Genomic DNA, 24,876 nt, shown 5'->3' with positions numbered 1-24,876 from the left:
CTGTGTGTCGCCTGGGCTGCCGGTATTTTGCGGCGCCTGCGGAACCCGCTTTCCGGCCGGGTTCGGGCTCAAGGTCAAACCGGCTTATTCCCTCCGATGAACGGCAAGGCATTCTTTTTCCTCCCTTTTGCTTTGGTCCCGATCCGCTCCCGTCGGCCCGGACAAACAGAATTCTATCTTCAATTCTAAAATTGATATTATCATAAAAAATATATTTTAGAATAAAAAATCTTATGCTAGCTTCCCCTTCATTCCGAAACCGACCGGCGCCAGGAGCATCAGGGAGAGGTGTTCTTTGGGGAGGCGCCGCATTCGCCGGTTTTCCAATCAAGGGAGGAACAAGATGACGAAATTGAAGAAGATGCTTGCCGCCGCCGGCCTGCTGGTGGCCGGATTGTCGTTCACAAGCGTGCCGGCTCTTGCCGAAGGACGTGTCGCGCTGCTGGTCGGGCCGACACAGGACGCCTTTATCGGGACCTGGGCGCAGGCCTTTGAAAAGAAGGCGAGCGAGAACGCGTTTTCGGTCAGCGTTTTCTCCAGCCCCTTCGATCCGGCCCTGCAGGCACGGCAGATCGATGACGCCGTAGGGCAGAAATTCGACCTTCTTGTCATTCAGCCCATCAGTCAGAAGGCGATCGTGCCGGCGGCGACCCGCGCGCATGACGCCAATATTCCGGTTGTGACGATCGTATCGGAACCCCAAGGGGCCATGGTTCCGCTTTCAGCCAGCTATATCGGCGAGAATTCCTATGTGCTCGGGCAGCAGGCCGGTGTCGCGATGGCACAGGCATTACGCGAGGCTGGCAAGGAAAATGGCAAGGTCGCCGCGATAACCGGTTCGATGGCTGAAGGTATCGCACCCGTTCGGATGCAGGGTTTCACCGATGCCCTGAAGGACAAATTACCGGACGCTGAAATCGTCGCGATCGAGGACGTCAGCTGGAATCCGGTTGCCGGAGAGCAGGCAGCCGGCCAGCTACTTGCGCGTTTTGCCGCTCAAGGCGGGATCGACGGCATCTACGGTATGAATGACACGCTGGCGAATTCGGCGATACAAGCTGCGCGGACGGCCGGTGTCTCCCTGGGCGGAGGCAAGGGGGAACTGACCGTCGTTGGAGGCAATTGCCAGGCGCCGGGAATGAGAAACCTGCAGCGCGGCGCTATGGCCGCTACGGTTCTGATGCTCCCGGTCGCTTCCGCGGAACGGGCGGCCGATGTTGCCAGGGCCGTGCTGGCGGGCGAAAGCGTCGACGCAAAATATTATGAAGACCACAAAATCATCAGCACCGAAAACGCCGATCAGTACGCCGAAGCGTGCTCCTACTGAGTTCTGACCGGTGACGGGAAAACGCCGGCGTTCATTGCCGGCGTTTTTCTTCCGGCTCTGAAGAAGGTGACCGGTTTTCCCGCAGCCGTTTCGGCCGCCCGTCCGAAGAGGCTACTTCGATTCATTTCGCCGCCAGGTTTCAGGCCCGGCCGGCGTCGAAGAAGCCTCTTCGGTTTTGCGACAGCATTTTTTTCCAAAAGACGATGCCAGACAGATCTGGCCGATGGGAGGAACATATGAAACCTAAGGTTTTTGATATTATCATCATCGGCCGTGGCCCGGTCGGGCTCACGATGGCAGCGACTGCATCGCAACTCGGATTGAGTGTCGCGATCGTCGAAAAGCATCGCGATCTTTATGGTCTGCCGAGGGCCGGACACCTCGATCATGAAATTGTCCGCCTGCTGCAATCGATTGATTGCGCCAAGGAAATGCTCGCCGACAGCTATCCGACAACCGAATATGTCTGGGTCAATGCCGACGGGGAACTCCTTCTGGAGTTCGACTGGGGGGAAAAAGGCATATCGGGATACAATTCCGACTACATGCAGTTCCAGCCCGTCTTCGAAAACGCGATCAGCAAGCGTCTCGACGACGACCCGAACGTCACACAGTTTCTCGAATTCGAAGCCCAGGATTTCAAAGATGACGGCGACAAGGTCACCCTGACGATTGCGAAGACGCGGCTTCAGGCCGGCAATCCCCGCCCGGTTTCGACCAATGAAAAGCAGGTCATCACAGGTCTCTATATTGTGGCCGCCGACGGGGCCAACAGCGGCATGCGCAATCACCTGGGAATAGAACGCGAGGATCTGTTCTTTAACGAGAAATGGCTTGTTGTGGATGCACGCAAGAAGCGGGATATCAGCTTCGAGTTCGACTGCGGTCAGATCTGTGATCCGCGCCGGCCTGTCACCGTGTTGCCGCTCGGCAAACGGCATCGACGCTGGGAATGGGCGCTGCTGCCAGGCGAGAATCCGGCGAATATGGAAAAGCCGGAAAAGGCGTGGGAACTGTTGGCGGAACGGGGAATTACCCCCGATGATGTCGAGATCGTTCGCCAGCTCGTCTATACATTCGAGGCGCGCCATGCGCTCGAATGGCGGCGCGGACGCGTTTTTCTGATGGGCGACGCGGCTCATACCACACCGCCTTTCATGGGGCAGGGCATGTGTTCGGGCATGCGGGACGCCAAGAACCTGGCCTGGAAACTGGATCTGGTCGGACGCGGGGTGGCCGATGAAGGGCTGCTGGAAACCTATGAACAAGAGCGTTCGCCGCACACCAGGGACTGGACGCTCATCTCCCTGGAAGCGGGCAAGGTGCCTTGTACCCTCGATCTGGAAGAAGCGCGGATTCGCGATCAGAAATTCCGCGACGGCTGGATGCCGCCCATGCCGGACTTTCCAAAGCTGGAATCCGGCGTTCTTGCGCTCGGCGGCGATGGCAAACCTTCAGGCTTGGCTGGAACGCTTGGTCTTCAGGCCGTGGTGGAAAAGGACGGCCGGCGTGAGCTGTTCGACGAATTCTATCCGAGCACCAAGTTTGTGGTCATCAGCACAAAGGCAGATCCATCGTCAGTGCTTTCGCCGGAGCAAAAGGCGGCACTGGAGCGGCTCGGGGTTCATTTCGTACATGTTGCCGGATCCGGCCCGGCGGACGTTGTCGATGTCGACGGCACCTATACGGACTATTTTGCCGCCAACAGCATCGAGGCGATCATCCACCGGCCCGACTTCTACGTCTTTGGCGGTGTGCCGAAGCTTGAAGATCTGGGCTTGCTGGTCGACGAACTGCTGGGCCGGCTGCATTTCATTCCGCATGAAATGGAGATCGCCTGATGCCCGGTTCGGGACGGCTGGAAGCTTTTGCCTCCGGCCTCGCGTGGCCGGAGGCCCCGCGATGGAGAAATGGCAGGCTATGGATTTCCGATGTCTGGAATTTCAGGCTGGTTTCGATTAGCGAAAGCGGCGCGGTTCATCAGGTTGCAGAAATTGACGGGCGGCCTTCGGGCATGGATTTCGACGCCGGTGGCCGGATCTGTCTGGCGACCGGCGCGGGGCGGCAGATCCTGTCGGTCGATCCGGAAACGGGCAAAGCGTCCGTTATTCACGATATCGGTGCCAATTCGACCGGCTTTCTCAATGACATGATCCTGGGACCGGACGGATGGGGCTGGGTCGGTGACACCGGCTTCCTCTTCGGCCAGGACGAACCGGTGCGCACCGGCAAGATCTTCGCCCATCATCCCGACCACGGCTTCAAGGTCGCCGCACCAGACCTGTTCTTTCCCAACGGCATGGTGATCGCGCCGGATGGAAAGACACTCTATGTCTGCGAGACGTTCGGCAAGTCGATCCTCAAATTCGAGATCGCCGCCGATGGCGGATTGACCAACCGCAGCGTTCATGCCGTGTTGCCGGGATCGCCGGATGGTCTGTGTATGGATGATGCCGGCTGCCTTTGGGTGCCGCTGCTGTTTGAGCATGCCTTTGTCCGCCTTTCGCCGGAGGGAAAGGTCATCGAGCGGCTGGAATTTCCGGGAAAGAATCCCATCGCATGCGTCTTTGGCGGAGAAGATCGCAAGGATCTCTATTTATGCTTGGCCGCGATCGATAAATCCGATCCGGACCACATCAAGCGTTTCGGGGAGATTTACCGGTTGCGGCCGGGTGTGGCGGGGGCAGGGCGGCCGTAAGTTCAAAGGAACTCACGGCCTTTGCCTGAAAGCCGTCCCAAAGCGGTGTTCCGGTTGCCTTGTTGTTATTCCGCCGTCCAGCCCCCATCCAGCATCACCGCGCTGCCGGTCATCAGACCGGAGGCGTCGGACGCCAGGAATACGGCCGCTCCGGTGACATCGGACACCTGGCCGATGCGTCCCAGCTTGATCTTCGACAGGACCGAGTTCTTGAAGGTTTCATCCTCAAAATATGGCTTCGTCATCGGGGTCTCGATGAAGGTCGGACAGATCGTGTTGACGCGGATCTTGTGCGGACCGAGCTCACATGCGAGCGCCTTGGTAAAGCCTTCGATCGCCCATTTCGACGCACAATAGATTGTCCGGTTGGCGGCACCGACATGGCCCATCTGGGAAGACAGGGTCATGATCGAGCCGCCGCGTCCCGCGACGATCATCGATTTGGCGACCGCCTTCGTGGCGAAATAGACGGCGCGCACATTGAGGTTCATGACGGCGTCGTAGTCTTCTTCCGTGACCTCGCTGAGCGGCTTGGGCCGGTTGGTGCCGGCGTTGTTGACCAGGATGTCGAAGGGAGCCTCGTTTTCGATCAGGTTCGAAAAGCCCGCAACGTCCATGACGTCGCAAACCTGGGCGGTCGCCGCCAGTCCCCTGGCCCTGAGAAAGTCGGCGGCTTCTTCGATTTCACTTCGGGTACGGGCGCAAAGAACGACCTCTGCTCCGCATTCGGCAAAGGCCTCGGCGATAGCCCGGCCTATGCCGCGGCCCGCCCCGGTGACAAGCGCGCGCTTGCCATCGAGGCGGAAAGTCCGTGAAACGCTCATTCCGCGGCCGTGCCGTAGGGGATGTTGCGGCCGCCATAGCGGCGCACGCGCAGATTGGCCTGTTCGGCATGGCCGACGAAACCCTCCAGCATGCACAGCCGCGAGCAATATTCGCCCATCTTTGCGGCGGCCTCGTCGGTGGTCACCTTCTGATAGCTGTGGGTCTTGAGATATTTGCCGACCCACAGGCCTCCGGTATACCGGCCGGCTTTCTTGGTCGGGAGGGTATGATTGGTGCCGATCACCTTGTCGCCGTTGGCGACATTTGTGCGCGGGCCGAGGAACAAGGCGCCGTAACAGGTCATGTTTTCCAGGAACCAGTCGTCGCGATCGGTCATGACCTGGACATGCTCGGATGCAATGTCATTGGCCACCTGGAGCATTTCCTCATAGGTGTCGCAGACGATGACTTCGCCGTAGTTTTCCCAACTCTTCGATGCGGTTTCCCGGGTCGGCAGGATCTGCAGAATACGGTCGATTTCCGCCAGCGTGTCCTTGGCGAGCTTCTCGGAATTGGTGACCAGGACGGCCGGCGAATTGTAGCCGTGCTCGGCCTGGCCCAGCAGATCCGTGGCACACATTTCCGCGTCCACGGTCTCATCGGCGATGACCATGGTTTCGGTGGGACCGGCAAACAGGTCTATGCCAACGCGCCCGAAAAGCTGACGTTTGGCTTCGGCGACAAAGGCGTTGCCCGGGCCGACGAGCATATGCACCGGATCAATGGATTCCGTACCGATGGCCATGGCGCCAATCGCCTGTATGCCGCCGAGGACATAAATCTCGTGGGCGCCGCCCAGATGCATGGCGGCGATCACCGCAGGGTTGGGTTCGCCTTTAAAGGGCGGCGTGGCGGCAGCGATGCGCGGTACACCTGCCACCGTCGCGGTTGCAACGGACATATGCGCAGACGCGACCATCGGAAACTTGCCGCCCGGAACGTAACAGCCGACCGACTGCACTGGGATGTTTTTGTGGCCCAGAATGACGCCGGGCATGGTTTCGATTTCGATGTCCAGCATGGAGTCGCGCTGAGCCTGGGCAAAATTGCGCACCTGGGTTTGCGCGAACTTGATGTCCTCCATATCGCGCGCGGAGACACGATTCATCAGAGCGTCAATCTCGCTTTGCGACAGGCGGAAGGACGGGGGGCTGAACTTGTCGAACTTCTCGGACAGTTCCCTTACGGCAGCATCCCCGCGCGCTTCAATATCCTTCAATGTTGTTTCAACAACCGCGCGGGTTTTCTCGTCGTCCTGCGAGCGTTCCAGTTCCGATTTGCCGCGCTTCAAATAGGCAATAGTCATGTGGCGTCTCCTTGTCCTGCCGACCAAGCTAACGCGAATGAAAATCAATGCAATAAAATATGAAAAATTGAAATTTTTTCATTCTTTATTGAGACGGACCCAACCTGGCGAAAGCCGTATTCGGCATCGGGACGGATCGCACAGGCAGCAGATCAAAAGGGACAGCTAACCGCTGTCGCGCGGTATCAGCCGCACCGGGGAGGTTCTGACGGTGCCTTCGATTGAACGATCCGAGAGCTGCGCGTCGATAAGCTCGAGCGCATCGGTCACCATGCGTTCGGTTGGTTGGCGAACGGTGGTCAGCCGGTAAGATTCCCAGCTCGCCATCGGAATATCGTCAAAGCCAATGATGGCAAGTTCGTCCGGAACTGACAGGCCGAGGGTCCTGGCGACATCGATCGTCGCCAGCGCCATAACATCGTTCGCGGCGAAGATCGCATCGGGACGCTGTGGCCGGCGGAGCAGTTCCAGTGCCGCGCTCTGCCCGCCCTGATAAGAGAAATAACCGCTAGTTTGCGCGAATACGGATACGCCGGCTTCGGCAAGTGCGTCGCTGAACCCCCGCAGGCGCTCCCGATGGGTTGAGGTGTCCTGCACACCGCCGATAACGGCAATCCGGCTACGGCCCTGCTCCAGGAAGCGGCGGGCGATCATGCGGCCGCCGGCATAGTTGTCACAGACCACAGCCGTTGCATTCGGGTCGTGCTGCGTGCGGTTGAAAAGTATGATGGGCATGCCCTGGCGCCGGCAGGCGGCCACGACGGACGACGATAAGGTTGCCGATGCGACGATTGCCGCCTCGGGTTTGAACTTCAGGACATTCCGTAAAACGTCGTCAACGGTCTGGCCTTGCGGAACCGTGTAAAGGATCAGGTGCCGTCCGCGCCGGAAAAGAGCCTTTGCCAGTGTGTCCGCGGCAACCGGGTAAAACGGGTTGTCGAGGTCAGCGGCAATCAGCGCGATCGCGCCGGTTCCCGCTTCGGTCAGGGATCTCAATGCCGGAGGCTCGTACCCCATCTCACGGGCCACCTTCAGGATCATCTCCCGCTTTTTCTGCTTTATGGAAGCTGCCGGATTAAAGGCGCGGGAAACCGCCGCCTGCGAAACCCCGGCGGCATGAGCGATGTCTTTTGCAGTAATTTCGGGCACAAACTGTTTCCTGTCGACCAAATGAAATTATTGCAATAATTTTCAATTTCATTCAACCGAGAGGAACGTGATTTTTTCATCGCTGTTGGGCTGCGTTCGATCCCTTGAAAGGTTGGAATCGGCCTGATAAATATATTTCTTCATTGATAAAGGATTTTTCCATGACCAAACCGGCCGGCGGTACGCAAACGGAAGCGGCGTATCAGCAGATCAAGGATGAAATCCTCACAGGCCGTCTTGAGCCCGGGAAACGTCTTCGCATCAATGAAATTGCAGCTGACCTGAAGATCAGCCTCGGCGCCGTAAGGGAGGCGCTTGCCCGGCTTGCCGCGGAGGAAATGGCAGTGGCCACGGCGCAAAAAGGCTATACTGTTCCGAAAGTCTCCGTTGAGGACCTGGCAGATATCACGGAAACGCGTGTTCTCGTTGAAGGCGAGTGCCTGGAGAACTCGATCAAACACGCCGATCTCGATTCCGAGACGAAGCTCGTGGCGGCGTACCACCGCCTGGCAAATCTGCCGGAACGCGATCCGGAAAACCGCCGGGTTGCCAACCCGGCCTGGCTGGACGCTCACTCCGTGTTTCACGAGGCGCTGGTCACCAACTGCATGAGCCCGTGGCTCCTGAGAATTCGGAAGATGCTGTTTAACCAGAGCGAACGGTATCGCCGGTTATCCGTTTCCCTTGCCCGGACGGAACGCGATGTGAATGCGGAACACAAGGCGATTTTCGATGCCGTCATGGCCAAGGATATACCGTTGGCGCGAAAGCTGATGGCCGAACACATTAGGAGGACGACGGAAATCCTGTTGTCGTCCGACAAACTCTCGCAACCATAACCCCCTGGAAACGAGCGTCCGCGAACGGATCGCCAGCGGAGGTCGGCCCGCTCTTTTCCATGGGAACGGCCTCCGCCTTGTTTGCGCGCCGCGCCGGTCAAAGCATGATGTTGATTGCCTTGGTCTCCAGATAGCTTCGGATTTCCTCGACGCCTTCTTCCCGCTCGATCCCGCTGTCCCTGAAGCCGCCCCAAGGCATGCCGACGAAATGCGTGTTTGAGCCATTGATAAAGATGCTGCCTGCGCGCAAACGTCTGGCCGTCTTCATCGCGACGGTGATGTCATTCGTCCAGATGGCGGCCGAAAGCCCGTAGGTTGTATCGTTCGCCTCGCCGACCATGGTTTCGTAATCGTCCCAGGGGGCAACTGCCATGATGGGCCCGAAAACCTCTTCGCGCCAAACCCGCATGGACGGTGATACATCGGCGAACACGGTCGGCTCGACCCAGTACCCCTTTGCGAATTCAGGGCCGCCGGGGCGTTTGCCTCCGGTCATCGTCCGTGCGCCCGATGTCTGATCCCGATCGAGGAAGCTTGTGACATGCGCATAGCTCCTGGCGTTGTTGATCGGCCCCATGTCGGTCTCAAGGGACAACGGATCACCAAGGCGCAGTGCTGAAACCTTTGCAGTAATACGCGCCAGCACGTCCTCGTAGATATCCCGGTGCACAAGGACGCGGGAGTTCGAGCCGCAGGACTGACCCTGCCAGGAAAAATTCATGCCCTTGACGGCACTTGTCGCAGCCTTCTCCGGATCGGCATCGGGGAAGATGATCATCGGGTTCTTGCCGCCGAGTTCCAGGGTAATGTGCTTGACGGCGACGTCCGCGGCCGCGCGTTGAATCGCGCGCCCGGTCACAACGGAGCCGATCAGAGCGAGACGTTTGACTTCCGGATGACGGACCAGGGCGTCGCCGACTTCGGAACCCGGGCCGTTGACGATGTTGAACACCCCTGCCGGCAGGGTTTCCCGCGCGACCTCTCCAAGCACAAGAACGGACAGGGGAGAGGTCTCCGGCGGTTTGACAACAATGGCATTGCCCGCAGCCAGGGCAGCGACCGTTCTTGCAACAGAAAACAGGGCCGGATGATTATAGGCTGCGATCCGGCCGACGACACCATAGGGCTCCAACACCGTCATGTGCATGTGCCGGGTCGAAGCGGGAATGGTTTCGCCGCGGATCATCGGCGCGATCCCGGCATAGAACTTGATCGTCTTGGAGATCTCGTCCATCGCGTGAAGTGTCGGCTTCAGCGTGTTTCCGCTATCGATCACCTCGATTTTCGCCAGTTCCTCGAAACGTTCCGACAGCTTCTCTCCGAATTTGAGAAGGATGTCGGCCCGCTCGCTTGCATCGGTTTCAAACCAGGCCGGCCATGCGGCCTGAGCCGCATCGACAGCGCGGCTGACGTCTTCGCGTGTTCCCACCGGTGCCGCACCGATGACGGTTTCGTCTGCGGGATTGATACAGTCTTTCCACCGGCCGCTGACGCTTTCGACAAGCTCGCCGCCAATTAGCATTCGACCCTTGATAGATTTCATCATGACGCACCCGAATTGAGTTGAAGTTGGAAAAAGAGGCTCAGCGCGCTGCCAGCGAGGGCAGGAACAGGACGATGTCCGGGACCAGGGTAATCAGCACGACCAACAGCAGAGAACAGGCGAGATAAGGAGCAACGGCGCGGGTCAAGTCGATGATGGACTTTCCAGGTGCCGACGCCAGCATCACGTAAAGCGCGAGACCGAATGGCGGTGTGGCAAGCCCCAGTTCGATGAAGATGAGGATGAAGACCCCCATCCAAAGCGGATCCACGCCATAACTCTGTACCAGGGGCATGAACACCGGGATGGTCAGCATCATGATGCCGACGGGCTCAAGAAACGCACCGAGCACGATCAGAACCAGGGCCATCGTCGCTAATACGGCCGTCAGGCTGAAATCGACCGATTGAACCCAATCCACCAGTCCGCGTGTCGCCCCGGAGAGGGACAGGATCTGGCTGAACGTCGTCGATGCCAGAATGATCATGAAGATCATGCCGCTGATCTTCATGGCGCTCGAAGCGGCCTGGACGATCGCCTTGGCGGTTAGCTGGCGGAACAATGCGGCGACCAGCATGACGGAAACGACTCCGAAAGCGGCGGCTTCCGTCGGCGTGGCGATGCCGAAAATGATGAGCCCCATCACAACGATGATGACGAGAGCCATCGGCACGAGATTGACCGCGATCAGGGACAGTTTCTCCGCAAAGGAGATTTGGGCGGTCTCATATTGCGGCGCGGCTTCCGGGCGCAGAAACGAGATCACGAAAACCAGAGCCGCAAAGGAAAAGGCGAGAAGCAGTCCGGGTACCAGTCCGGCAAGCAGCAACCTCCCGACATCCATCCCGGCCAGGCTTCCAAGGACGACGGCGAGGCCCGAGGGCGGAATGATGGCGGCCAGGCCGCCGGTCGCAATGATCGGGCCGATGGACAATGTGTCGGAGTAACCCTTCCTGTGCATCTCCGGATACATCGTCGACCCCATCATGGCCACGTTGCCCAGGCTTGAGCCTGACAGGGCGCTGAATATTGTTCCGCCGCCGATTGAGACATAGGCAAGCCGCCCGCGAACGCTTCCCAGCAATTGATCCACGACGACGAATACCCTCTGGGCGACGCCGGTGTGAAAAAACAGTTCGCCCATCAGGATGAAAAGCGGGATCGGCACCAGGGAATAATTGGCAAGAGCCTCGGAGGCATTGGCGGCGAGCTGCACCAGCCCAAAATGGCCCCCCATGAAAATGGACACGCCAATGACATTCACGATCAGAAACGCAAAAGCCACCGGGATCCGTAACGCCATCAGCGCAAGGATCACGCCGATCATCATCAGAAAGGCCTGATACCAGGGCATCATGATCTTCCTCCGGCATCGGGTCGGTGAGCGAACGCCAGAGCCCGCACAGCAAGGACGGCGTGGCGGATAAATTCGATCGCACACAACAGGAGGCCCGTTGCCAGAACCGCGTAAAGGATCCAGCGGGGCACGTCGATTGCAAGAACCACGACTTCGCTGCGGCTCCAGCTGTCATAGCCGCCGATCCATGCGTAACAAGCCACCAAGAGCGAGACGCCTGCGGCGGCAATGTCGGTTAGGAAAACGAGCAGCCGTTTTGCGCTGTCATTAAGCGCACCATCGATTAGCTCCATCGCGACATGTGCGCGCTGGCGGACGAGATAGGGCGCTGCGAACATCGTGCAGACGGGCAGTGCGAACTCGACGAACGTGCTCAGCCAGATCGGCGCATAAAATCCCGCATTTCTGGCGGCGACATCCCAAATGGTGACCGCAACAATCAGCAGCAGGCAGGCCGCGCCGCAGCCAAACAGGACGCGGATGAAGCCGGCCCACGCAGAACCGAGAATGATTTTCTGCATGTCTGATCCTTAGTGCGGTGCCGCTGCAAAAATGCGGCGGCACCTGCGCAATAGGGGTTTTCAGTTTTCAGGATAAAGCAGGGGGCGGATCTCGGCGGCGAATGCCGGAACCACTTCATTCAACTTGTCCCAGACCACGGACTGAGCAAGTTTCACGTGCTGCCTGGCGGCGGCGGGTTCAAGTTCGACGAGTTCCACGCCGTCGGCCTTCAGCCTTTCGGCTTCGTGGGCATTCCGCTCCGGCATTTTTGCCGCCATTTTCGCTTCCAACTCGATGGACGCGTCCTGCAGGATCTTTTGTGCTTCCGGCGACAGGGCATCGTAGCGTTCGGCATTCATCATGATGACCGGCGACCCCTGCCAAACGGCGGGGCCGATGCGTGCCTTGAGAAGGCTGTTCACACCAATATCCGACACAAAGGTAATCCAGCCGAAACCATCGACAACGCCCCGCTCAAGCGCGGTAAACACTTCCGACTGCTGCAGCATGATATTCTGCGCGCCAAGGGCATCGAACCAGTCGCGGTATGTGCCGACCGACCGCAGCTTCACGCCTTTGAGGTCGAGATTGCCGGCTTCGTCGAGGCGGGGTTTTGTCGCGAGGTAGATGTAATATCGGATCCCGGCGCCGTTCCAGGCCAGCAGCTCCGCCCCCAGGCGATCGCGCCAGGCCTTTTTCATCATGTTGAATGCGCCGTTTTCCCTTGCTTCGGCCGCAGTCACGGTCGCGCCCGTAAAAGCCTCGCTTTCCGGCAAGACGCCGGAATAATAGCCAGCCGGTCCGCTTTGTATGTCGATCACGCCATTTCGAAGCGCGGTGTCTTGCTGATTGGCCGGCAAGGCCTCCGGTCCGCCGACGACATCGATACGAACGATACCCTTCCCGGCCGCATTCACCATTTCGACATAGTCGAGAAAGCTTTGCGTCACGATGTTGTTCTTCGGCAATGCGGAGACGCCTCGCAGCGTCTCCTCGGCAAATGCGCCGGTTGTGCAGAGAAGACCTGCGGCGAGAAGTGCTGAGCCTAATACGCGTTTCATGAGATCGATTTCCTCCCTAACCAGACACCGGTCCATGGCATCCATAATTTCTCTGAATTATCTAATAATGATAAAATGGTCAATTACTGAATGGGGAAAATATTGATTGAATTACCCCTGTCGTTTCATGTCCTCGAGGAAATGTTTGGAAAATGTGGCTGTTTTTATTGGATAATTCGGATATGGAGAGAATTTTTTCCGATCTTTCGGGCCTCTGTCTAAAATCTCATATATTTTCATATTTTGATAAAAAAACGGATAATCATTGTGCCTCTCCGACAATCCCGTTATTGTTGCCTGCAATGACAGAGCAGCCGCGCCTAGCCGGGGGCGGAGTCGGAGGAAGCAAACACGCAGGAACAGGCAGCCGTCAGCGACCGAATGATGCGCGGCGCCGGGCTTGGGACCGGTGCTCCGGGGGTAGGGGACACCGGCAGCGGAAAGGCAGTTTGCCCGGCCTTATCCGATCCAGCCAGGCGCCGGTCGGCTGATGAAAGAGCATTAAGCCGCTCAGACTGTTCGCAGCCGCCCCGGACGAGCAGCCCGGTTTGACGGCAATGGAACCAAAGATACCGGTCAATTTACGGAGCTATTCAATGCCGTTACGTCTTACTATGGCAATCAGCGATTACGCACATACCCGGGACCTTGTAACCGGCCGCGTCCGGCCGGAGGGAATTGATCTCAATATCCTGACCTATCCTTTCGAGCAGGTCGGTTTGCGTTTTGCCATGGGAAAAGAATTCGATGTATCCGAGTATTCCTTCGCCGGATATTGCGCCCACATCGACGGTTGTGCGCGTCCGGAAATGGTGGCGATTCCGGTCTTCCCTTCCCGGGTGTTCCGGCAAAGCGCTTTCTACGTGAACTCGGACGCCGGTATCGCCCATGTAGGTGATCTGCGGGGAAAACGCGTGGGCATTGCCCAATGGTCCCAAACCGCGGCCGTCTATGCCAAGGGGTATCTCGTTCACCAGGCGAATGTTCCCCTGCACGAAATCGATTGGGTTCAGGCAGGTGTCAACCGCCCGGGACGGAAGGAGGGGCTGAAGCTCTCCCTGCCCAAGGGCGTCAGACTTCACACGGCGGCAGATCGCAGCTTGAGCGACATGATTGCCACCGGCGACATCGACGCGGTCATTTCGGCCCGGCCGCCGGACAGTTTCCTCGCCGGCCATCCAAAGGTGCGGCGGCTCTTTACCGACGTCCAGGCGGCCGAAAAATCCTATTTCGACGAGACCGGGATTTTCCCCATCATGCATGTGATGGTCGTCCGCAAGGAACTCTACGATGCAAACCGCTGGATTTTGCGAAATATTGTCGACGCGTTTGACGAGGCCAAGCGCCGAACGGTCAACGCCTTGACGGATATTACAACGTCCTATTTCCCGGTCGCCTGGGGAGCTGACTATATGATCGCGATGAGTGACTTGCTGTTTCCGGACGGGAATGTGTGGCCTTACGGCGTCGAGGCAAACCGGAAGACTTTGAACGCGTTTCTTCGCTATTGCCATGAGCAGGGCGTCACGACCCGGCTGCTGACGCCGGAAGATCTTTTTCCACCCGAATGCGCCTATCAGGTAATCGTTTGACGCGAAAATCTGCGGCAGTAGTCTGCGCGGTCGGGCCAGTCCGGCAACACACGGATTCGGGGCCGGGTGAACGATCGCGCAAGAGGGGCCGGTAGTGGCTGGTTTTGACCGATATCAGAATATCCTCCGGCTGTTTCTCGATCAGAGCAGTCTATGGACGGTGGCGGATATGTCTGAGGCATTGCAGACATCCTCCAGCAACGTTTACCGCACCGTACGTGAGCTCGTCGCTGCAGGCTTTCTGGAAAGTGCGGCAGACTCCCAATATCGGCTTGGACCGATCTTTCTGGAATTCGAACACAAATTGAGAGAAACCGATCCGCTTGTGCGGTCCGGCAGAACTTTCCTGATGCCTCTGGTCGAACAGGCGGGCGTCCCCTGCTGTGTCGTGCTCGCCAGGCTTTACGGTGACAAGGTCATGTGTGTTGCCGATGCCCGTTCGGCCCGCTTTGGTGAACAGACGAGCTATGAACGCGGCCGGCCCATGCCAATCATGCGGGGCGCCACATCGAAAGCCGTTCTGGCGGGCCTGTCCCCGCGCAGGCGTGACAAGCTGCTGCGAAGACTGTCCGACAAAGGCGAATTGATTACCGACGACTTTCGCGCCGACCTTGAGTCCATTCGCAAGGCCGGGGTCGTAACGGCATCCGGCGAGGTGGATGAAGGTCTGGCGGGAATAGCGGTTCCCATGAATTTCAAGGCTTTGGCGGTCCACGCGTCCCTCAGTTTCGTCGTGAAGCAGTCGGATTTGACGGAGGATACGGGTCGCCGCCTGGATACAATCTTGAGATCGCAGGCCAAAGTGATCGAGAATTTCATCGAGTTTCAGTGAAAAGCTCGAGACGCGCTGCGCTCGCTACCGTCCGCATGCTGGTCTGCAAATGGCCTAAAGTGATCGGAAAACACGCTAGTCCAGCATGAACAGCTCTGCGCTCGTCATCGAAATCGCCGGAATGTAGGTGATCAGCACAAGGGCGGCCAAGAATACCAGCAGGAAGGGCAAGACGCCTCGGTAAACATCGATGGTTCGCATTTTCAATGCGGACTGGGCGACAAAGATGTTGATTCCGAATGGCGGAGTGAAGAGCCCCACGGCCAGGTTCAGGGTCAAGATGATCCCGAAATGGACCTTGTCGATCCCGAGGGCGTCAACGAGCGGGATGAGCACCGGCGTCAGCAGGAGGATGGCCGACATCGGCTCCATGACACATCCCCAAACGAGCAGCAAGACGTTTACAATCAGTAGAAACTGCCAGGGCTGAACATTCGCGGACGCAATCCAGGTGACGAGGTGCTGGGGGACCTGGTTGACCGTAAGGATCCAGGAAAAGAGCCCTGCCGTCGCTACGATCACCAGGATCTGCGCCGAGAAGAGAGCCGTGTTCATCGCGCAGTCCAGGATATCTTTCCAGGTCAGCTCGCGAAAAATCAGGCGGGTGACAACGATGGCATAGAGACTGGCGACCGCAGCCGCCTCGGTCGGCGAAAAGACGCCGCCGTAAATGCCACCAAGGACAATGACCGGCGCCCCGAGCGCCCAGAATGCCTTGCCTGTCGCCTTCAGGATATTTGAAAAGGACAGACGTTCGGCGACCTCGAAGCGTGAGCCGCTCGCCCGGATCACAATGTAAAGGGCGAGCATCGCGGCAAGCAGCAAACCGGGAAGGATACCTGCGGCATAGAGCCGGGGGATCGAGGTCTCTGAAGACGCTCCGTAGACAATCATCGGAATCGATGGCGGGATAATGATGCCGATCGCACTCACCGAAGTGATCATCCCCGCGGAAATCGTTTTCGGATAGCCTGCAGCATCCATTGCCGGATACATGACCTTGCCCACCGAAGCGACCGCAGCTGCACTGGAGCCGGAAATCGCTCCGAAGATGCTTGCTGTACCGACTGTCGTCACGCCGAGGGCGCCGGGCAGAGGTCCGACAAAGGAGCGGACGAAATTCACGAGGCGGACCGAAACCGTTCCACGGGACATCAGTTCGCCTGCGAAAATGAAATAGGGAATAGCGAGAAGACCGACGGTGTTGATGGAGCCGAACAGGTTCTGCTGAACCGCCGTCAGCGGGACCGACATGTAGACGCTGAGCGCGATCATGGACGCCGCCAACAGGACGATGAAGATCGGAAACCCGGCGAGCAGAAGGCCGGCAGGTAAAATGCCAAGTGCGAAACTCATGTTTCCAGGCCCTTCGGTTGCTTGCTCGGACCCGATCCCCTGATGCCGGCGAAAACGGCCTGAAGCACCCGGGAGAAAGCAATGAGGCCCACTGCCGTCAGACTGACGGTTACGGCGGCGTGAAAATACCAGATCGGTATACCGGCGCTGTCGCTTGTCATGCCGAACCTGAAAACCCTGGCGACGTAGCCAAAGGACAGCCAGGTTGCCCAGAAACAAAACACCGTGATCGTGGCCTGCTGGACAGCCCTGGTCACGTTTTGCAGCGGAAGCGGGAGCGCCGAGACGACGATCTCCATTCGAATTTCCATGTTGCGCCACGCACAAATGATCAGACCGAGCCAGGCGATCACGATCATCGCCAGAACGGCGATTTCATCGGCCCAAAGCAGCGCCTTGTCGAAAATGTAGCGGCTTATGACGTTGACGACGCTCAAAAGCACCATCGCAATCAACGTCATGCCGAGCACCTTAAGGATGCCGTTCATGATCCGGTCGGTCAGGCGAAACATCCCGCTCTCCCTTCACCTCTTGCCGGAGGCTGGCGCCTCCGGCCGGCAGGTTGATCAGCGCGCCGCGTCGGCGGCTGCCTTGAGGATGTTATAGTCGGCTTGCATCTGCGGGTTGCCGGAGACGACCTTTTCGACGGCAGCGGTGACTACGTCGGTGTAAGCCTTTTTCTGTTCCGCGTCGAAAGTGTGCAGGTGTCCTCCCTGCTTGGCCCAAACGCCCTCAAGAAACGCCGGGCCGCTCTTGAGCTTTTCAGCGTAGGCTTTCTTAGCGTTTTCCGCCTCTTCACGTACGATCGCTTCAAGGTCCGGTCCGATCAAAGCCAGAAAGTCCTTGCTGACGATCCCGCCGATCACCGTGAAGCTGCCGGGAAGATACGTCGCTTCCTTGGCCACATCGGCGAATTTGAACCCGATTGCGACCGGCATGTTGATGGCTGCCGCATCGATGGTGCCGACTTGAAGGGCCGGAGCGGCTTCGCCCAGAGGCAAGGCGACGGGGGCGGCGCCCAGGGCCTGCATCGGTTCGTTCAACAGCGGCGTTGCTCCCCCGGTACGCAGTTTCACACCGGAGAACTTGTCGGGATCGTTGATTGGAGACCGTGAGATGACAACGCTTTGGCCGCTCGTGAGGACGACAAGCGGCTCGACGTTTGCCGACGCTCCAAACTCTGAAAGCATTTTACGGACACTCGGATCCGACAGCGTCCTCAACGCATGTTCTTCGTTATCGAACAGACCGGCTGCATCGAGCACCTGGAAGCGCGGATCGAGCTTGGACAGAAAGCCGATAATAGGCGCCGTCATTTCGATGGTACCCAACGCCACACCCTCTACCGTTGAGGGGATGGGGCCAAGTTGGCTCGACGGGTAGAGCTGCACATCGATCCGGCCGTCTGAATGCTCTTCCAGTCCATTTTCAAACGCCCTGAACCAGGCCGACAGCGCATCATTGTCGCTCAGGGGCGCAGGGGACGAAATTTTCAGAATGAAATCGGCTGCGTCTGCTTCCCGAATGCCGCCAAGCCAGGCGGTCATGGCGAATGCGGCAAGTGTAGTCCCTAGAATCTTAAGCATTTATTCCTCCCAGAAGTCGCTTTTCGGCAGCAGGGAGATGGGCGATATCCGACCGCATCCGGCCCGCGCATTCCAAGCTATGAATTATGATTTATCCCGGGCGGGTGCTTCATGTTAGATATCAAATAAATCGAACTGATAATGAATTGTGATCGGAGCAGCGGATGAAATTCAATCAGCTTCGCGATTTTGTGGCTGTAGCCGAAAACGGAAGCCTGCGCGCGGCGGCGCGCGTGCTTGGACTGGCGCAGCCGGCCATCACACGCAGTATTCAGGAGCTCGAACATTCCCTTGGCGCGCAATTGTTCGTGCGCGAAGCCCGCGGCGTGAAGCTGACGCCGATCGGGCAGGAGTTCCTGGTCCGGGCGATGCTAATTCTCGGTGAGATACGCAGGGCACGCGAAGCTGTAAACCAGCGGCAAGGCGAGGTGGACGGCGAACTTGTCGTCGGTTTTTCTTCCGCGGCTCATCTCGGTATCCTCGCGAAGATTTTGCGCTCCTTTCAGACCCGCTATCCGAATGTTCGGCTGCGCATCATTGAAGGGTTCCTTCCAACGCTTGAAGCGGAGTTGCGCAACGGTCAGGTCGATCTTTATGTCGGACCCGTGACCGAGCGGGTGCAACCGGCGGACCTGCAAATCACGAAGTTGTTTGACAACACGCGCGTCGTCGCCTGCCGCCGGGGTCACCCGCTGATCAACGCAAGGTCAGTCCACGACCTGGCGGATGCGGCATGGCTGACCACGTCAATCACGCGCAATGCGGAGGATGAACTCAAGCAGGTGTTCGCAGAGCACGGACTGGGAGCACCGCACCTTGTTTGCCAGTGCCAATCCGCATTTTCAGTCCTGACCGTTATCATCAATACGGACCTGTTAGCCATGATGCCGGTTCAGTGGATTGAATCGCCAACCGTGAGCGGATTCGTGGAGCAGATCAAACTGGAAAAGGCTTTCGCGGCGCCGCCGATCATGATGGTGCACAGGCCCGGAATAGGACTGACACCGGCGGCGGAGTATTTTTCGCATCTCGTCCAAAGAGTTGCGAAGTCGGATGAGATCATGACCGATAGCAATCATTTATCGGTCAGACAATTTTGAAATCTATTGTCAATCGCTTTTGATGCTTAACACTCCTCTCCCTATCCACGAGGGAGGAGCAGGTCATGACGTCGGCCAAAGCAAGTGTTGTTATCGTTGGAGCGGGACCGTGCGGTCTCATGCTGGCCAACGAACTGGGCCGCAGGGGTGTCTCGACCATTGTCGTGGACAGGGAAGACGGGGTTGCAACCGCACCGCAGGCGAATGCCACGCAGGCGCGTTCGATGGAACACTATCGCCGCCTCGGGTTTGCCGACGAGATCCGAAAGCTCGGCCTGCCTGGCGATTATCCGACGGATGTCGCCTATTTCACGACTTATGCCGGGTATGAGCTGGCCCGCCACAGCATGCCGAGTTCCGGCGACGCCGCACGTTTCGTGAGGGAAAACGAGCAGGTGTGGAACGGTCCGGAATTGCCGCACCGCGTACCGCAAAGCCTCGTGGAGCAAACCCTGTTTCGCAAAGCCGAGGCGCTGGATGACGTGAGCATCCGTTTCAACTGCGAGCTGTCCGGTTTCGTAGAGGACGAAACCGGTATCGTCGCAGACGTCAAGAACCTGGCCGACGGAACCCGGAAACTGATCCGTGCGAGCTATCTTTTTGGCGCGGATGGAGCCCAGAGCCAGGTCCGCAAGCAGCTTGGAATACGCTACGCCGGTGCCGACGCGTCGCAACGCGATTTCATGGGCGGGCGAATGCTGTCCATCTATATCGACGCACCGGCGTTCTACACGGACCTCCGGAATCCCAAAGCCTGGATGTACTGGACATTCAACAAACGCCGGCGCGCGCTTCTGGCTGCGGTCGACGGACGCGGCAAGTTCGTTCTCCAGACCCAGTTGAAAGATCATGAGCACGCCGAAACGATGACGGAGGAGGATGCCGGCCAGCTGTTCCTCCAGGCCGTCGGCGCGGACATTCCCTTCAAGGTGACAGGTATCGCATCCTGGCTGGCCGGGCGCGCGCTCGTCGCCGAACGGTTCGGCGAAGGGCGGGTCTTGCTCGGCGGCGATGCCGTTCATCTTTTCACGCCGACCGGCGGGATGGGTTACAACACCGCAATCGAGGATGCCGTCAATATCGGTTGGAAACTTGCGGCCGTTGTCAAAGGCCATGCCGATCCTGCCCTTCTGTCGACCTATGAGGCGGAACGCCGCCCGGTTGCGCTTCGCAACACCCGGTTTGCGATCGGCTTCGCCGATTCCATCGGTCTTTATGTTCCGTCTCCCGCGATTGAGGATAAGGGGCCAGCGGGAGAAGCGGCCCGAAGCCGCGCGGGCGCCTATCTGGAGCAGCACGCCCGCAAGGAATTCACCATTCCGGGCTTCACGCTGGGCGCGCGCTACGACGGGTCGCCGGCCGTCTTCCGCGATGGCACGCCCATCCCTCCCGATGCGCCATCGGTCTATGTGCCGAGCGCCAAGCCCGGCGGGCGCGCTCCCCATGCCTGGCTCAAGGATGGCAGTTCGCTGTTCGACCGGTTCGGATTTGAATGGACCCTTCTTGTTTTCAATCCCGCTTCGCCGGCCGCGCAGTTCTTTGCCGAAGAAGCGGCCAGGCGCGGTCTGGATCTTGAAATTGTCGATCTGAGTGGCGAACCGGTCGCTGCGGATCTCTACGAAGCTCAGTTCGCGATTGTCAGGCCGGACCAGGTGGTGGGCTGGCGCGGTTCGATTGCGGACAGCTCCAGCGTCGCCACCATCTTCGACACACTTACCGGCCGTTCCATGGCGGACAAGATCAATCGCAACCCTGCGCAACCTGTCGAAGAAGTCAGAAAAAGCGCCTGAGATTCAGGGCCTTCGTACTGCAGGGGTGCCTGCGTCGGCTGCACGGCCCAATTCAGTTGACGGATAACGGGAGGATCCAGAAATGACAGCGATAACCGGCAAGATCGGCATTACCAAGCGTCCCGGAGAATTGGGAATTCACTCAATGGACGCTTTCAACATGATTGTGCCAGACCTGACCGAAGCGGAGACGTTCTATCGAACCTTCGGTCTGGACGTGCGCGAAGAAGGGGACGGGCTCGGGCTTTATACTTTCGGTTCTCAGCATCGTTGGGCGATCTTGTCAGAAGGAAGCCGGAAGAAGCTGAACTTCCTCTCGTTCGGCCTGTTCGAGGAAGATTTCGACGCCATGAAGAAACGTATCGAAGCCGACGGCGTGAAGCTTCTGGACGCGCCGAAGGGCTTCGATTCCAACGGGATGTGGCTTCACGATCCACACGGCTTGCTGATCGAGATCAAGGTCGCGGGAAAAAGTTCGCCGTCGGAAAAGGTGGACTTTCTCACCACGTCGGTCGCGCCCGGACAGATGGGATCGATGCAGCGCTCAAAAGCCCCGCAGGTCAGGCCGCGACGCCTTGCGCATATCCTGGTGTTTACACCGGACGTGTTGGAAAGCATCCGCTTTTACTGCCGTATCCTTGGCTTGCGGCTTTCCGATCAGTCGGGCGACGGCATTTGTTTTATGCACGGCATTCACGGGTCAGACCATCATCTCGTCGCCTTTGCGAAATCGCCGGCTCCAGGTCTGCATCACTGCAGCTGGGATGTCGGGGGGATCAACGAAATCGGTCTTGGTGCCATGCAAATGGCAGACAAGGGGTTCGACGAGGGATGGGGACTGGGGCGCCACGTGCTGGGATCGAACTATTTCCACTATGTCAAAGATCCGTGGGGCAGCTATTCGGAATATTCCGCCGACATCGATTATATCCCGCTCACGCAGGACTGGGAGGCGGGCGACTATCCGGCAGAGGATTCAATCTATTTGTGGGGACCGGATATTCCGAACGATTTCGTCCATAATTACGAGGCGGACGGATAAAGCGTCGGCGCATGGCGTGTGCGGGTCGGACGGATGCGAGTGGAGCGGAAGGCGCGCAGTTACCAGCGGCCTTCAACCCGGCCGGAACGTGCTGCGAACTGACCGGACGCCCATTCGAGACAGACGCGAACACGCGGCGATAACTGCCGGTTTCGCGGATAGAGGAGTGAAACCGGTGTGGGCTCCGGCGGAAATTCCTCAAGGACCTGTACGAGCGTTCCGGTCTTGATAAACTCTTCTGCGCGGTAATGAGGAATCTGGATCAGGCCCAGTCCCTGAATGGCTGCCGCAATGTAGCAATCCGCGCCTTCAACCGTTATCCGGGACGGGAGGGTCTGTTTTCGGGTTTTTCCGTCGACCTTTAATTCCAGCGGCAGCAGTGTTCCGGTTGCGGACGATTGGAAAGCGACCATCCTGTGTCCCTGAGCGAGTTCGTCGGGATGACTGGGGACACCGTGCTTTTCCAGATAGGCGGGAGAAGCCAGCGTCACCTCGTCAAGGAGGGCGATCTGGCGCGCGATGAGGTCGCTGTCCTGGGGAACGCCTGCCCTGATCGCGCAATCGTAGCCTTCGCGGATCAGGTCGGCCAGACGGTCACCTTCGCCCAGGTGGAGTTCGATATCGGGATATAGCGAGAAGAATTTCGGCAAGCCGGGAAAAAGAAAATTCCGGGCAAGGCTGCTATGCGCCGTGACGCGCAGTATTCCGTGCGGCCTGGTTCCGAAAAACGCACTTTCCGCATCTTCCACATCCGACAGAATGGCGAGGCAGCGCTGATAGTAGGCTTCCCCGTCGAGGGTGGGCCGCACCACACGCGTCGTTCGTTCAAGAAGTTTAACGCCGAGCCGCCGCTCCAGCTCCTTTATCGCGTCGGTGACCGTCGAACGCGGCAGGCCGAGATCAAGCGCGGCTCGGGTGAAACTGCGTCTTTCGGCGACCCGCGTAAACACGCGCATGGCATCGAAACGATCCAAAACATTGTTCCCAATATTCGAATAGTGAAGTCGAAAAATGCATGATTATCCGGCTATGGGCAATGACTATGTTCGTGTCACCAAGATCGTCGGATGGCGAGAAGACACAGGAACAGGATTATTGAAAATGGCAGGGACACGAAAAAAGGTTGCTATCGTGACGGGAGCATCCCGCGGGATCGGTGCGGCAATCGCGGAGCGTCTGGCCTCTGACGGATTTGCCGTCGTGATCAATTATGCGGGCAATGCAAAAGCTGCAGCGGACCTTGCGGGGAAGATTGAAAATGCCGGCGGGACGGCCGTCACCGCTCAGGCGGATGTCAGTAACCCGGAGGAAGTCGCACGCCTGTTTGACTCCGCCGAAACGGCATTCGGGGGTGTCGACGTGATTGTAAACAACGCCGGCATCATGAAACTGGCGCCGATCGCCGGAAGTGACGATGCGCTGTTCGACAGCACCGTCGCGATCAATCTCAAAGGCAGCTTCAACGTGATGCGCGAAGCAGCGCGGCGGGTGCGCAGCGGTGGCCGGATCATCAACATGTCCACAACGGTCATTGCCGTTTCGTTGCCGACATACGGGGTTTACGGGGCAACGAAGGCCGGTGTCGAAGCCATGACCCGCATCCTGGCGAAGGAAATGCGGGGACGGGATGTGTGTGTCAATGCAGTTGCCCCCGGACCGACCGGAACCGACCTGTTCCTGAACGGCAAGACCGATGAACAGGTCGCCGCCTTGTCGAAGATGAATCCGCTCGAACGTCTCGGCGCGCCTGACGATATAGCCAATGCCGTGTCCTTTCTGGCTGGACCCGAAGGCGGTTGGATCAACGGCCAGATTCTGCGAGCCAACGGCGGAATGGCCTGATCGATTGAACTCGCTTGAAGCGCTTCGGTCGATCCGAAAGCACCGGCCGAGGGACTTTTGTATGATTCTTTAAATAAAATATATTTTTAGCTTGATAATAGATTAAATATGCAAAAATATCATATAATGGAAATTGTAGGGGCTGACGCAACAGACCGGTCAATGGCAAGGAGAACTTGATGTCAGAAGTCGTATTGATTACCGGCGCGGCCACGGGAATTGGCCGTCTGACGGCGGAGACCCTCGCTCATGGCGGCTACACGGTCTACGCGTCAATGCGCGATGTGAACGGGCGGAACAAGGACCATGGCGACACATTGACGGCGCTGGCCGCCGCAGAGAACCTGTCGCTGAAAATTGTCGAACTGGACATCCTGTCGGACATCTCTGTCGCTGCGGCAATCGAGGAGATCATCGGGCAAGAGGGACGTATCGACATTCTCGTGCATAATGCGGGTCATCTGGTGATGGGACCGACCGAGGCGTTCAGTCCTGAGGAGATCGCCCGGAACTACGCAGTGAATGTGCTCGGGGCGCATCGCGTGAACCGGGCAGTTCTGCCGCATATGCGTGCGCGGGAACACGGCACCTTGCTGTGGATCAGTTCCACCACGGTGCATGGCGGCTTCCCGCCTTTTTTAGGACCCTATGCAGCGGCCAAGTCGGCGATGGATTCTCTGGCCGGCTCGCTTGCTCTTGAGGTGTCGCGCTTCGGCATTGAAACGGTGATGGTGTCACCCGGCGCGTTCACTGCAGGCACGGAGCATTTCCCCAAGGCTTCGCATCCTGCGGATTACGAGCGCGCCGCCGCCTATGCCCGGTATGACGATGTCACCGGGTCGGTCGGAGCGCGGCTGTCGGCATTGATGCCGCCCGAGGCGCACCCGCAGGTCGTCGCCGACGAAGTGTTGCGCATTCTCAATCTCGACCATGGGACGCGGCCGTTTCGAACCGTCGTCGACCTGCTTGGCGATGGTGCCGAAGAAGTTGCCGAGGTCGCCGGAAAGATCAGGACCGAGTTTTTCGGCCGGATTGCGCTCGACGATCTGCTGATACCGGCGGCGAAGCACGAATGAGCGAAGCGCCGGGCGCCTGAAACGAGTGACATGCTCCGGGGAGGGGCATGTTCC

22 protein-coding genes are annotated in these 24,876 nt (G+C 58.6%); 11 read left to right on the top strand and 11 right to left on the bottom strand.

The window, feature by feature from the left end:
* The first annotated feature begins 343 nt into the window (after positions 1 to 343).
* From ABIN98_RS11735 to ABIN98_RS11725, 3 genes are all read left to right on the top strand, one after another.
* Entirely contained in the window at positions 344 to 1,327 is a 984-nt protein-coding gene (locus tag ABIN98_RS11735) for a sugar ABC transporter substrate-binding protein (protein WP_346910164.1), read from the top strand.
* Positions 1,328 to 1,563: 236 nt separating this feature from the next.
* Positions 1,564 to 3,168: a bifunctional 3-(3-hydroxy-phenyl)propionate/3-hydroxycinnamic acid hydroxylase gene (locus ABIN98_RS11730; protein WP_346910162.1), complete on the top strand. Its 1,605-nt coding sequence runs from the start codon at positions 1,564 to 1,566 to the stop codon at positions 3,166 to 3,168.
* Positions 3,168 to 4,025 (top strand): SMP-30/gluconolactonase/LRE family protein, encoded by an 858-nt coding sequence (locus ABIN98_RS11725; RefSeq protein WP_346910161.1) that lies wholly within the window; start codon positions 3,168 to 3,170, stop codon positions 4,023 to 4,025. The genes ABIN98_RS11730 and ABIN98_RS11725 overlap by 1 nt, the downstream gene beginning before the upstream one ends.
* A 65-nt stretch (positions 4,026 to 4,090) precedes the next feature.
* Here the strand turns inward: ABIN98_RS11725 and ABIN98_RS11720 are convergent, their stop codons facing one another.
* The 3 genes from ABIN98_RS11720 to ABIN98_RS11710 all read right to left on the bottom strand — a co-directional run bounded on the left by ABIN98_RS11720 (position 4,091) and on the right by ABIN98_RS11710 (position 7,305).
* Entirely contained in the window at positions 4,091 to 4,849 is a 759-nt protein-coding gene (locus ABIN98_RS11720) for an SDR family NAD(P)-dependent oxidoreductase (protein WP_346910160.1), read from the bottom strand.
* Positions 4,846 to 6,156 (bottom strand): histidinol dehydrogenase, encoded by a 1,311-nt coding sequence (gene hisD, locus ABIN98_RS11715; protein WP_346910158.1) that lies wholly within the window; start codon positions 6,154 to 6,156, stop codon positions 4,846 to 4,848. The genes ABIN98_RS11720 and hisD overlap by 4 nt, the downstream gene beginning before the upstream one ends.
* A gap of 165 nt (positions 6,157 to 6,321) precedes the next feature.
* On the bottom strand, positions 6,322 to 7,305 hold the full coding sequence (locus tag ABIN98_RS11710; RefSeq protein ID WP_346910157.1) for a LacI family DNA-binding transcriptional regulator: 984 nt from the start codon (positions 7,303 to 7,305) through the stop codon (positions 6,322 to 6,324).
* Positions 7,306 to 7,466: 161 nt separating this feature from the next.
* Between ABIN98_RS11710 and ABIN98_RS11705 the strand changes: the two genes are divergently transcribed.
* The gene (locus ABIN98_RS11705) at positions 7,467 to 8,144 is read left to right on the top strand and encodes a GntR family transcriptional regulator (RefSeq protein WP_346910155.1); all 678 of its coding nucleotides are present in this window, start codon (positions 7,467 to 7,469) and stop codon (positions 8,142 to 8,144) included.
* A 97-nt stretch (positions 8,145 to 8,241) separates the two neighbouring features.
* On the opposite strand, the gene ABIN98_RS11700 is transcribed toward ABIN98_RS11705, so the two are convergent.
* Genes ABIN98_RS11700 through dctP form a run of 4 tightly spaced genes read right to left on the bottom strand, consistent with a single transcriptional unit; the run spans position 8,242 to position 12,606 of the window.
* Positions 8,242 to 9,690 carry an aldehyde dehydrogenase family protein gene (locus ABIN98_RS11700; protein ID WP_346910153.1) on the bottom strand — a complete coding sequence of 483 codons (1,449 nt, stop codon included), beginning with the start codon at positions 9,688 to 9,690 and terminating at the stop codon, positions 8,242 to 8,244.
* A gap of 37 nt (positions 9,691 to 9,727) precedes the next feature.
* The gene (locus tag ABIN98_RS11695) at positions 9,728 to 11,044 is read right to left on the bottom strand and encodes a TRAP transporter large permease (protein WP_346910151.1); all 1,317 of its coding nucleotides are present in this window, start codon (positions 11,042 to 11,044) and stop codon (positions 9,728 to 9,730) included.
* Positions 11,041 to 11,565 (bottom strand): TRAP transporter small permease, encoded by a 525-nt coding sequence (locus ABIN98_RS11690; RefSeq protein WP_346910149.1) that lies wholly within the window; start codon positions 11,563 to 11,565, stop codon positions 11,041 to 11,043. Before ABIN98_RS11690 ends, ABIN98_RS11695 begins: the two co-directional genes overlap by 4 nt.
* Before the next feature lie 60 nt (positions 11,566 to 11,625).
* The gene (gene dctP, locus ABIN98_RS11685; RefSeq protein WP_346910147.1) at positions 11,626 to 12,606 is read right to left on the bottom strand and encodes a TRAP transporter substrate-binding protein DctP; all 981 of its coding nucleotides are present in this window, start codon (positions 12,604 to 12,606) and stop codon (positions 11,626 to 11,628) included.
* 596 nt (positions 12,607 to 13,202) lie between these two features.
* Between dctP and ABIN98_RS11680 the strand changes: the two genes are divergently transcribed.
* Positions 13,203 to 14,198, top strand: coding sequence for a hypothetical protein (locus tag ABIN98_RS11680; protein WP_346910145.1), 996 nt, complete (start codon positions 13,203 to 13,205; stop codon positions 14,196 to 14,198).
* Between the two features lie 94 nt (positions 14,199 to 14,292).
* The gene (locus ABIN98_RS11675) at positions 14,293 to 15,030 is read left to right on the top strand and encodes an IclR family transcriptional regulator C-terminal domain-containing protein (protein WP_346910143.1); all 738 of its coding nucleotides are present in this window, start codon (positions 14,293 to 14,295) and stop codon (positions 15,028 to 15,030) included.
* Positions 15,031 to 15,105: 75 nt separating this feature from the next.
* Here ABIN98_RS11675 and ABIN98_RS11670 read toward each other — a convergent pair whose 3' ends face one another.
* From ABIN98_RS11670 to ABIN98_RS11660, 3 genes are read right to left on the bottom strand one after another with little or no spacing between them, the layout of a single operon-like run.
* Positions 15,106 to 16,386: a TRAP transporter large permease subunit gene (locus tag ABIN98_RS11670; protein ID WP_346910141.1), complete on the bottom strand. Its 1,281-nt coding sequence runs from the start codon at positions 16,384 to 16,386 to the stop codon at positions 15,106 to 15,108.
* Positions 16,383 to 16,898, bottom strand: coding sequence for a TRAP transporter small permease subunit (locus ABIN98_RS11665; protein ID WP_346910139.1), 516 nt, complete (start codon positions 16,896 to 16,898; stop codon positions 16,383 to 16,385). The genes ABIN98_RS11670 and ABIN98_RS11665 overlap by 4 nt, the downstream gene beginning before the upstream one ends.
* Before the next feature lie 54 nt (positions 16,899 to 16,952).
* Entirely contained in the window at positions 16,953 to 17,972 is a 1,020-nt protein-coding gene (locus ABIN98_RS11660) for a TRAP transporter substrate-binding protein (RefSeq protein ID WP_346910137.1), read from the bottom strand.
* Between the two features lie 164 nt (positions 17,973 to 18,136).
* On the opposite strand from ABIN98_RS11660, the gene ABIN98_RS11655 reads away from it, so the two are divergent.
* From ABIN98_RS11655 to ABIN98_RS11645, 3 genes are all read left to right on the top strand, one after another.
* Positions 18,137 to 19,072 (top strand): LysR substrate-binding domain-containing protein, encoded by a 936-nt coding sequence (locus ABIN98_RS11655; RefSeq protein ID WP_346910135.1) that lies wholly within the window; start codon positions 18,137 to 18,139, stop codon positions 19,070 to 19,072.
* Between the two features lie 65 nt (positions 19,073 to 19,137).
* Positions 19,138 to 20,862, top strand: a complete 1,725-nt coding sequence (locus tag ABIN98_RS11650; protein WP_346910134.1) for an FAD-dependent oxidoreductase — start codon at positions 19,138 to 19,140, stop codon at positions 20,860 to 20,862.
* A gap of 82 nt (positions 20,863 to 20,944) precedes the next feature.
* On the top strand, positions 20,945 to 21,904 hold the full coding sequence (locus ABIN98_RS11645; protein WP_346910132.1) for a VOC family protein: 960 nt from the start codon (positions 20,945 to 20,947) through the stop codon (positions 21,902 to 21,904).
* 59 nt (positions 21,905 to 21,963) lie between these two features.
* Here the strand turns inward: ABIN98_RS11645 and ABIN98_RS11640 are convergent, their stop codons facing one another.
* Complete coding sequence (locus tag ABIN98_RS11640; protein ID WP_346910130.1) at positions 21,964 to 22,878, bottom strand: LysR family transcriptional regulator; 915 nt, start codon at positions 22,876 to 22,878, stop codon at positions 21,964 to 21,966.
* Between the two features lie 127 nt (positions 22,879 to 23,005).
* Between ABIN98_RS11640 and ABIN98_RS11635 the strand changes: the two genes are divergently transcribed.
* Positions 23,006 to 23,746: an SDR family oxidoreductase gene (locus ABIN98_RS11635; RefSeq protein ID WP_346910128.1), complete on the top strand. Its 741-nt coding sequence runs from the start codon at positions 23,006 to 23,008 to the stop codon at positions 23,744 to 23,746.
* Between the two features lie 179 nt (positions 23,747 to 23,925).
* Complete coding sequence (locus ABIN98_RS11630; RefSeq protein WP_346910126.1) at positions 23,926 to 24,822, top strand: SDR family oxidoreductase; 897 nt, start codon at positions 23,926 to 23,928, stop codon at positions 24,820 to 24,822.
* Positions 24,823 to 24,876 lie beyond the last annotated feature (54 nt).

It is taken from the genome of uncultured Roseibium sp. (assembly GCF_963675095.2).
In the GTDB taxonomy this organism is placed as follows: Bacteria; Pseudomonadota; Alphaproteobacteria; order Rhizobiales; family Stappiaceae; genus Roseibium.
The sequence above is the reverse complement of the archived record's forward strand: the minus strand, read 5'-3'. Positions and strand labels throughout refer to the sequence as shown.

Bases quoted from the DNA above. Each gene is read 5' to 3' on its own strand.
- ABIN98_RS11735 (WP_346910164.1), top strand. From the start codon at position 344: ATGACGAAATTGAAGAAGATGCTTGCCGCCGCCGGCCTGCTGGTGGCC.
- ABIN98_RS11730 (WP_346910162.1), top strand. From the start codon at position 1,564: ATGAAACCTAAGGTTTTTGATATTATCATCATCGGCCGTGGCCCGGTC.
- ABIN98_RS11725 (WP_346910161.1), top strand. From the start codon at position 3,168: ATGCCCGGTTCGGGACGGCTGGAAGCTTTTGCCTCCGGCCTCGCGTGG.
- ABIN98_RS11720 (WP_346910160.1), bottom strand. From the start codon at position 4,849: ATGAGCGTTTCACGGACTTTCCGCCTCGATGGCAAGCGCGCGCTTGTC.
- hisD (WP_346910158.1), bottom strand. From the start codon at position 6,156: ATGACTATTGCCTATTTGAAGCGCGGCAAATCGGAACTGGAACGCTCG.
- ABIN98_RS11705 (WP_346910155.1), top strand. From the start codon at position 7,467: ATGACCAAACCGGCCGGCGGTACGCAAACGGAAGCGGCGTATCAGCAG.
- ABIN98_RS11700 (WP_346910153.1), bottom strand. From the start codon at position 9,690: ATGATGAAATCTATCAAGGGTCGAATGCTAATTGGCGGCGAGCTTGTC.
- ABIN98_RS11695 (WP_346910151.1), bottom strand. From the start codon at position 11,044: ATGATGCCCTGGTATCAGGCCTTTCTGATGATGATCGGCGTGATCCTT.
- ABIN98_RS11690 (WP_346910149.1), bottom strand. From the start codon at position 11,565: ATGCAGAAAATCATTCTCGGTTCTGCGTGGGCCGGCTTCATCCGCGTC.
- dctP (WP_346910147.1), bottom strand. From the start codon at position 12,606: ATGAAACGCGTATTAGGCTCAGCACTTCTCGCCGCAGGTCTTCTCTGC.
- ABIN98_RS11680 (WP_346910145.1), top strand. From the start codon at position 13,203: ATGCCGTTACGTCTTACTATGGCAATCAGCGATTACGCACATACCCGG.
- ABIN98_RS11670 (WP_346910141.1), bottom strand. From the start codon at position 16,386: ATGAGTTTCGCACTTGGCATTTTACCTGCCGGCCTTCTGCTCGCCGGG.
- ABIN98_RS11665 (WP_346910139.1), bottom strand. From the start codon at position 16,898: ATGTTTCGCCTGACCGACCGGATCATGAACGGCATCCTTAAGGTGCTC.
- ABIN98_RS11660 (WP_346910137.1), bottom strand. From the start codon at position 17,972: ATGCTTAAGATTCTAGGGACTACACTTGCCGCATTCGCCATGACCGCC.
- ABIN98_RS11655 (WP_346910135.1), top strand. From the start codon at position 18,137: ATGAAATTCAATCAGCTTCGCGATTTTGTGGCTGTAGCCGAAAACGGA.
- ABIN98_RS11650 (WP_346910134.1), top strand. From the start codon at position 19,138: ATGACGTCGGCCAAAGCAAGTGTTGTTATCGTTGGAGCGGGACCGTGC.
- ABIN98_RS11645 (WP_346910132.1), top strand. From the start codon at position 20,945: ATGACAGCGATAACCGGCAAGATCGGCATTACCAAGCGTCCCGGAGAA.
- ABIN98_RS11635 (WP_346910128.1), top strand. From the start codon at position 23,006: ATGGCAGGGACACGAAAAAAGGTTGCTATCGTGACGGGAGCATCCCGC.
- ABIN98_RS11630 (WP_346910126.1), top strand. From the start codon at position 23,926: ATGTCAGAAGTCGTATTGATTACCGGCGCGGCCACGGGAATTGGCCGT.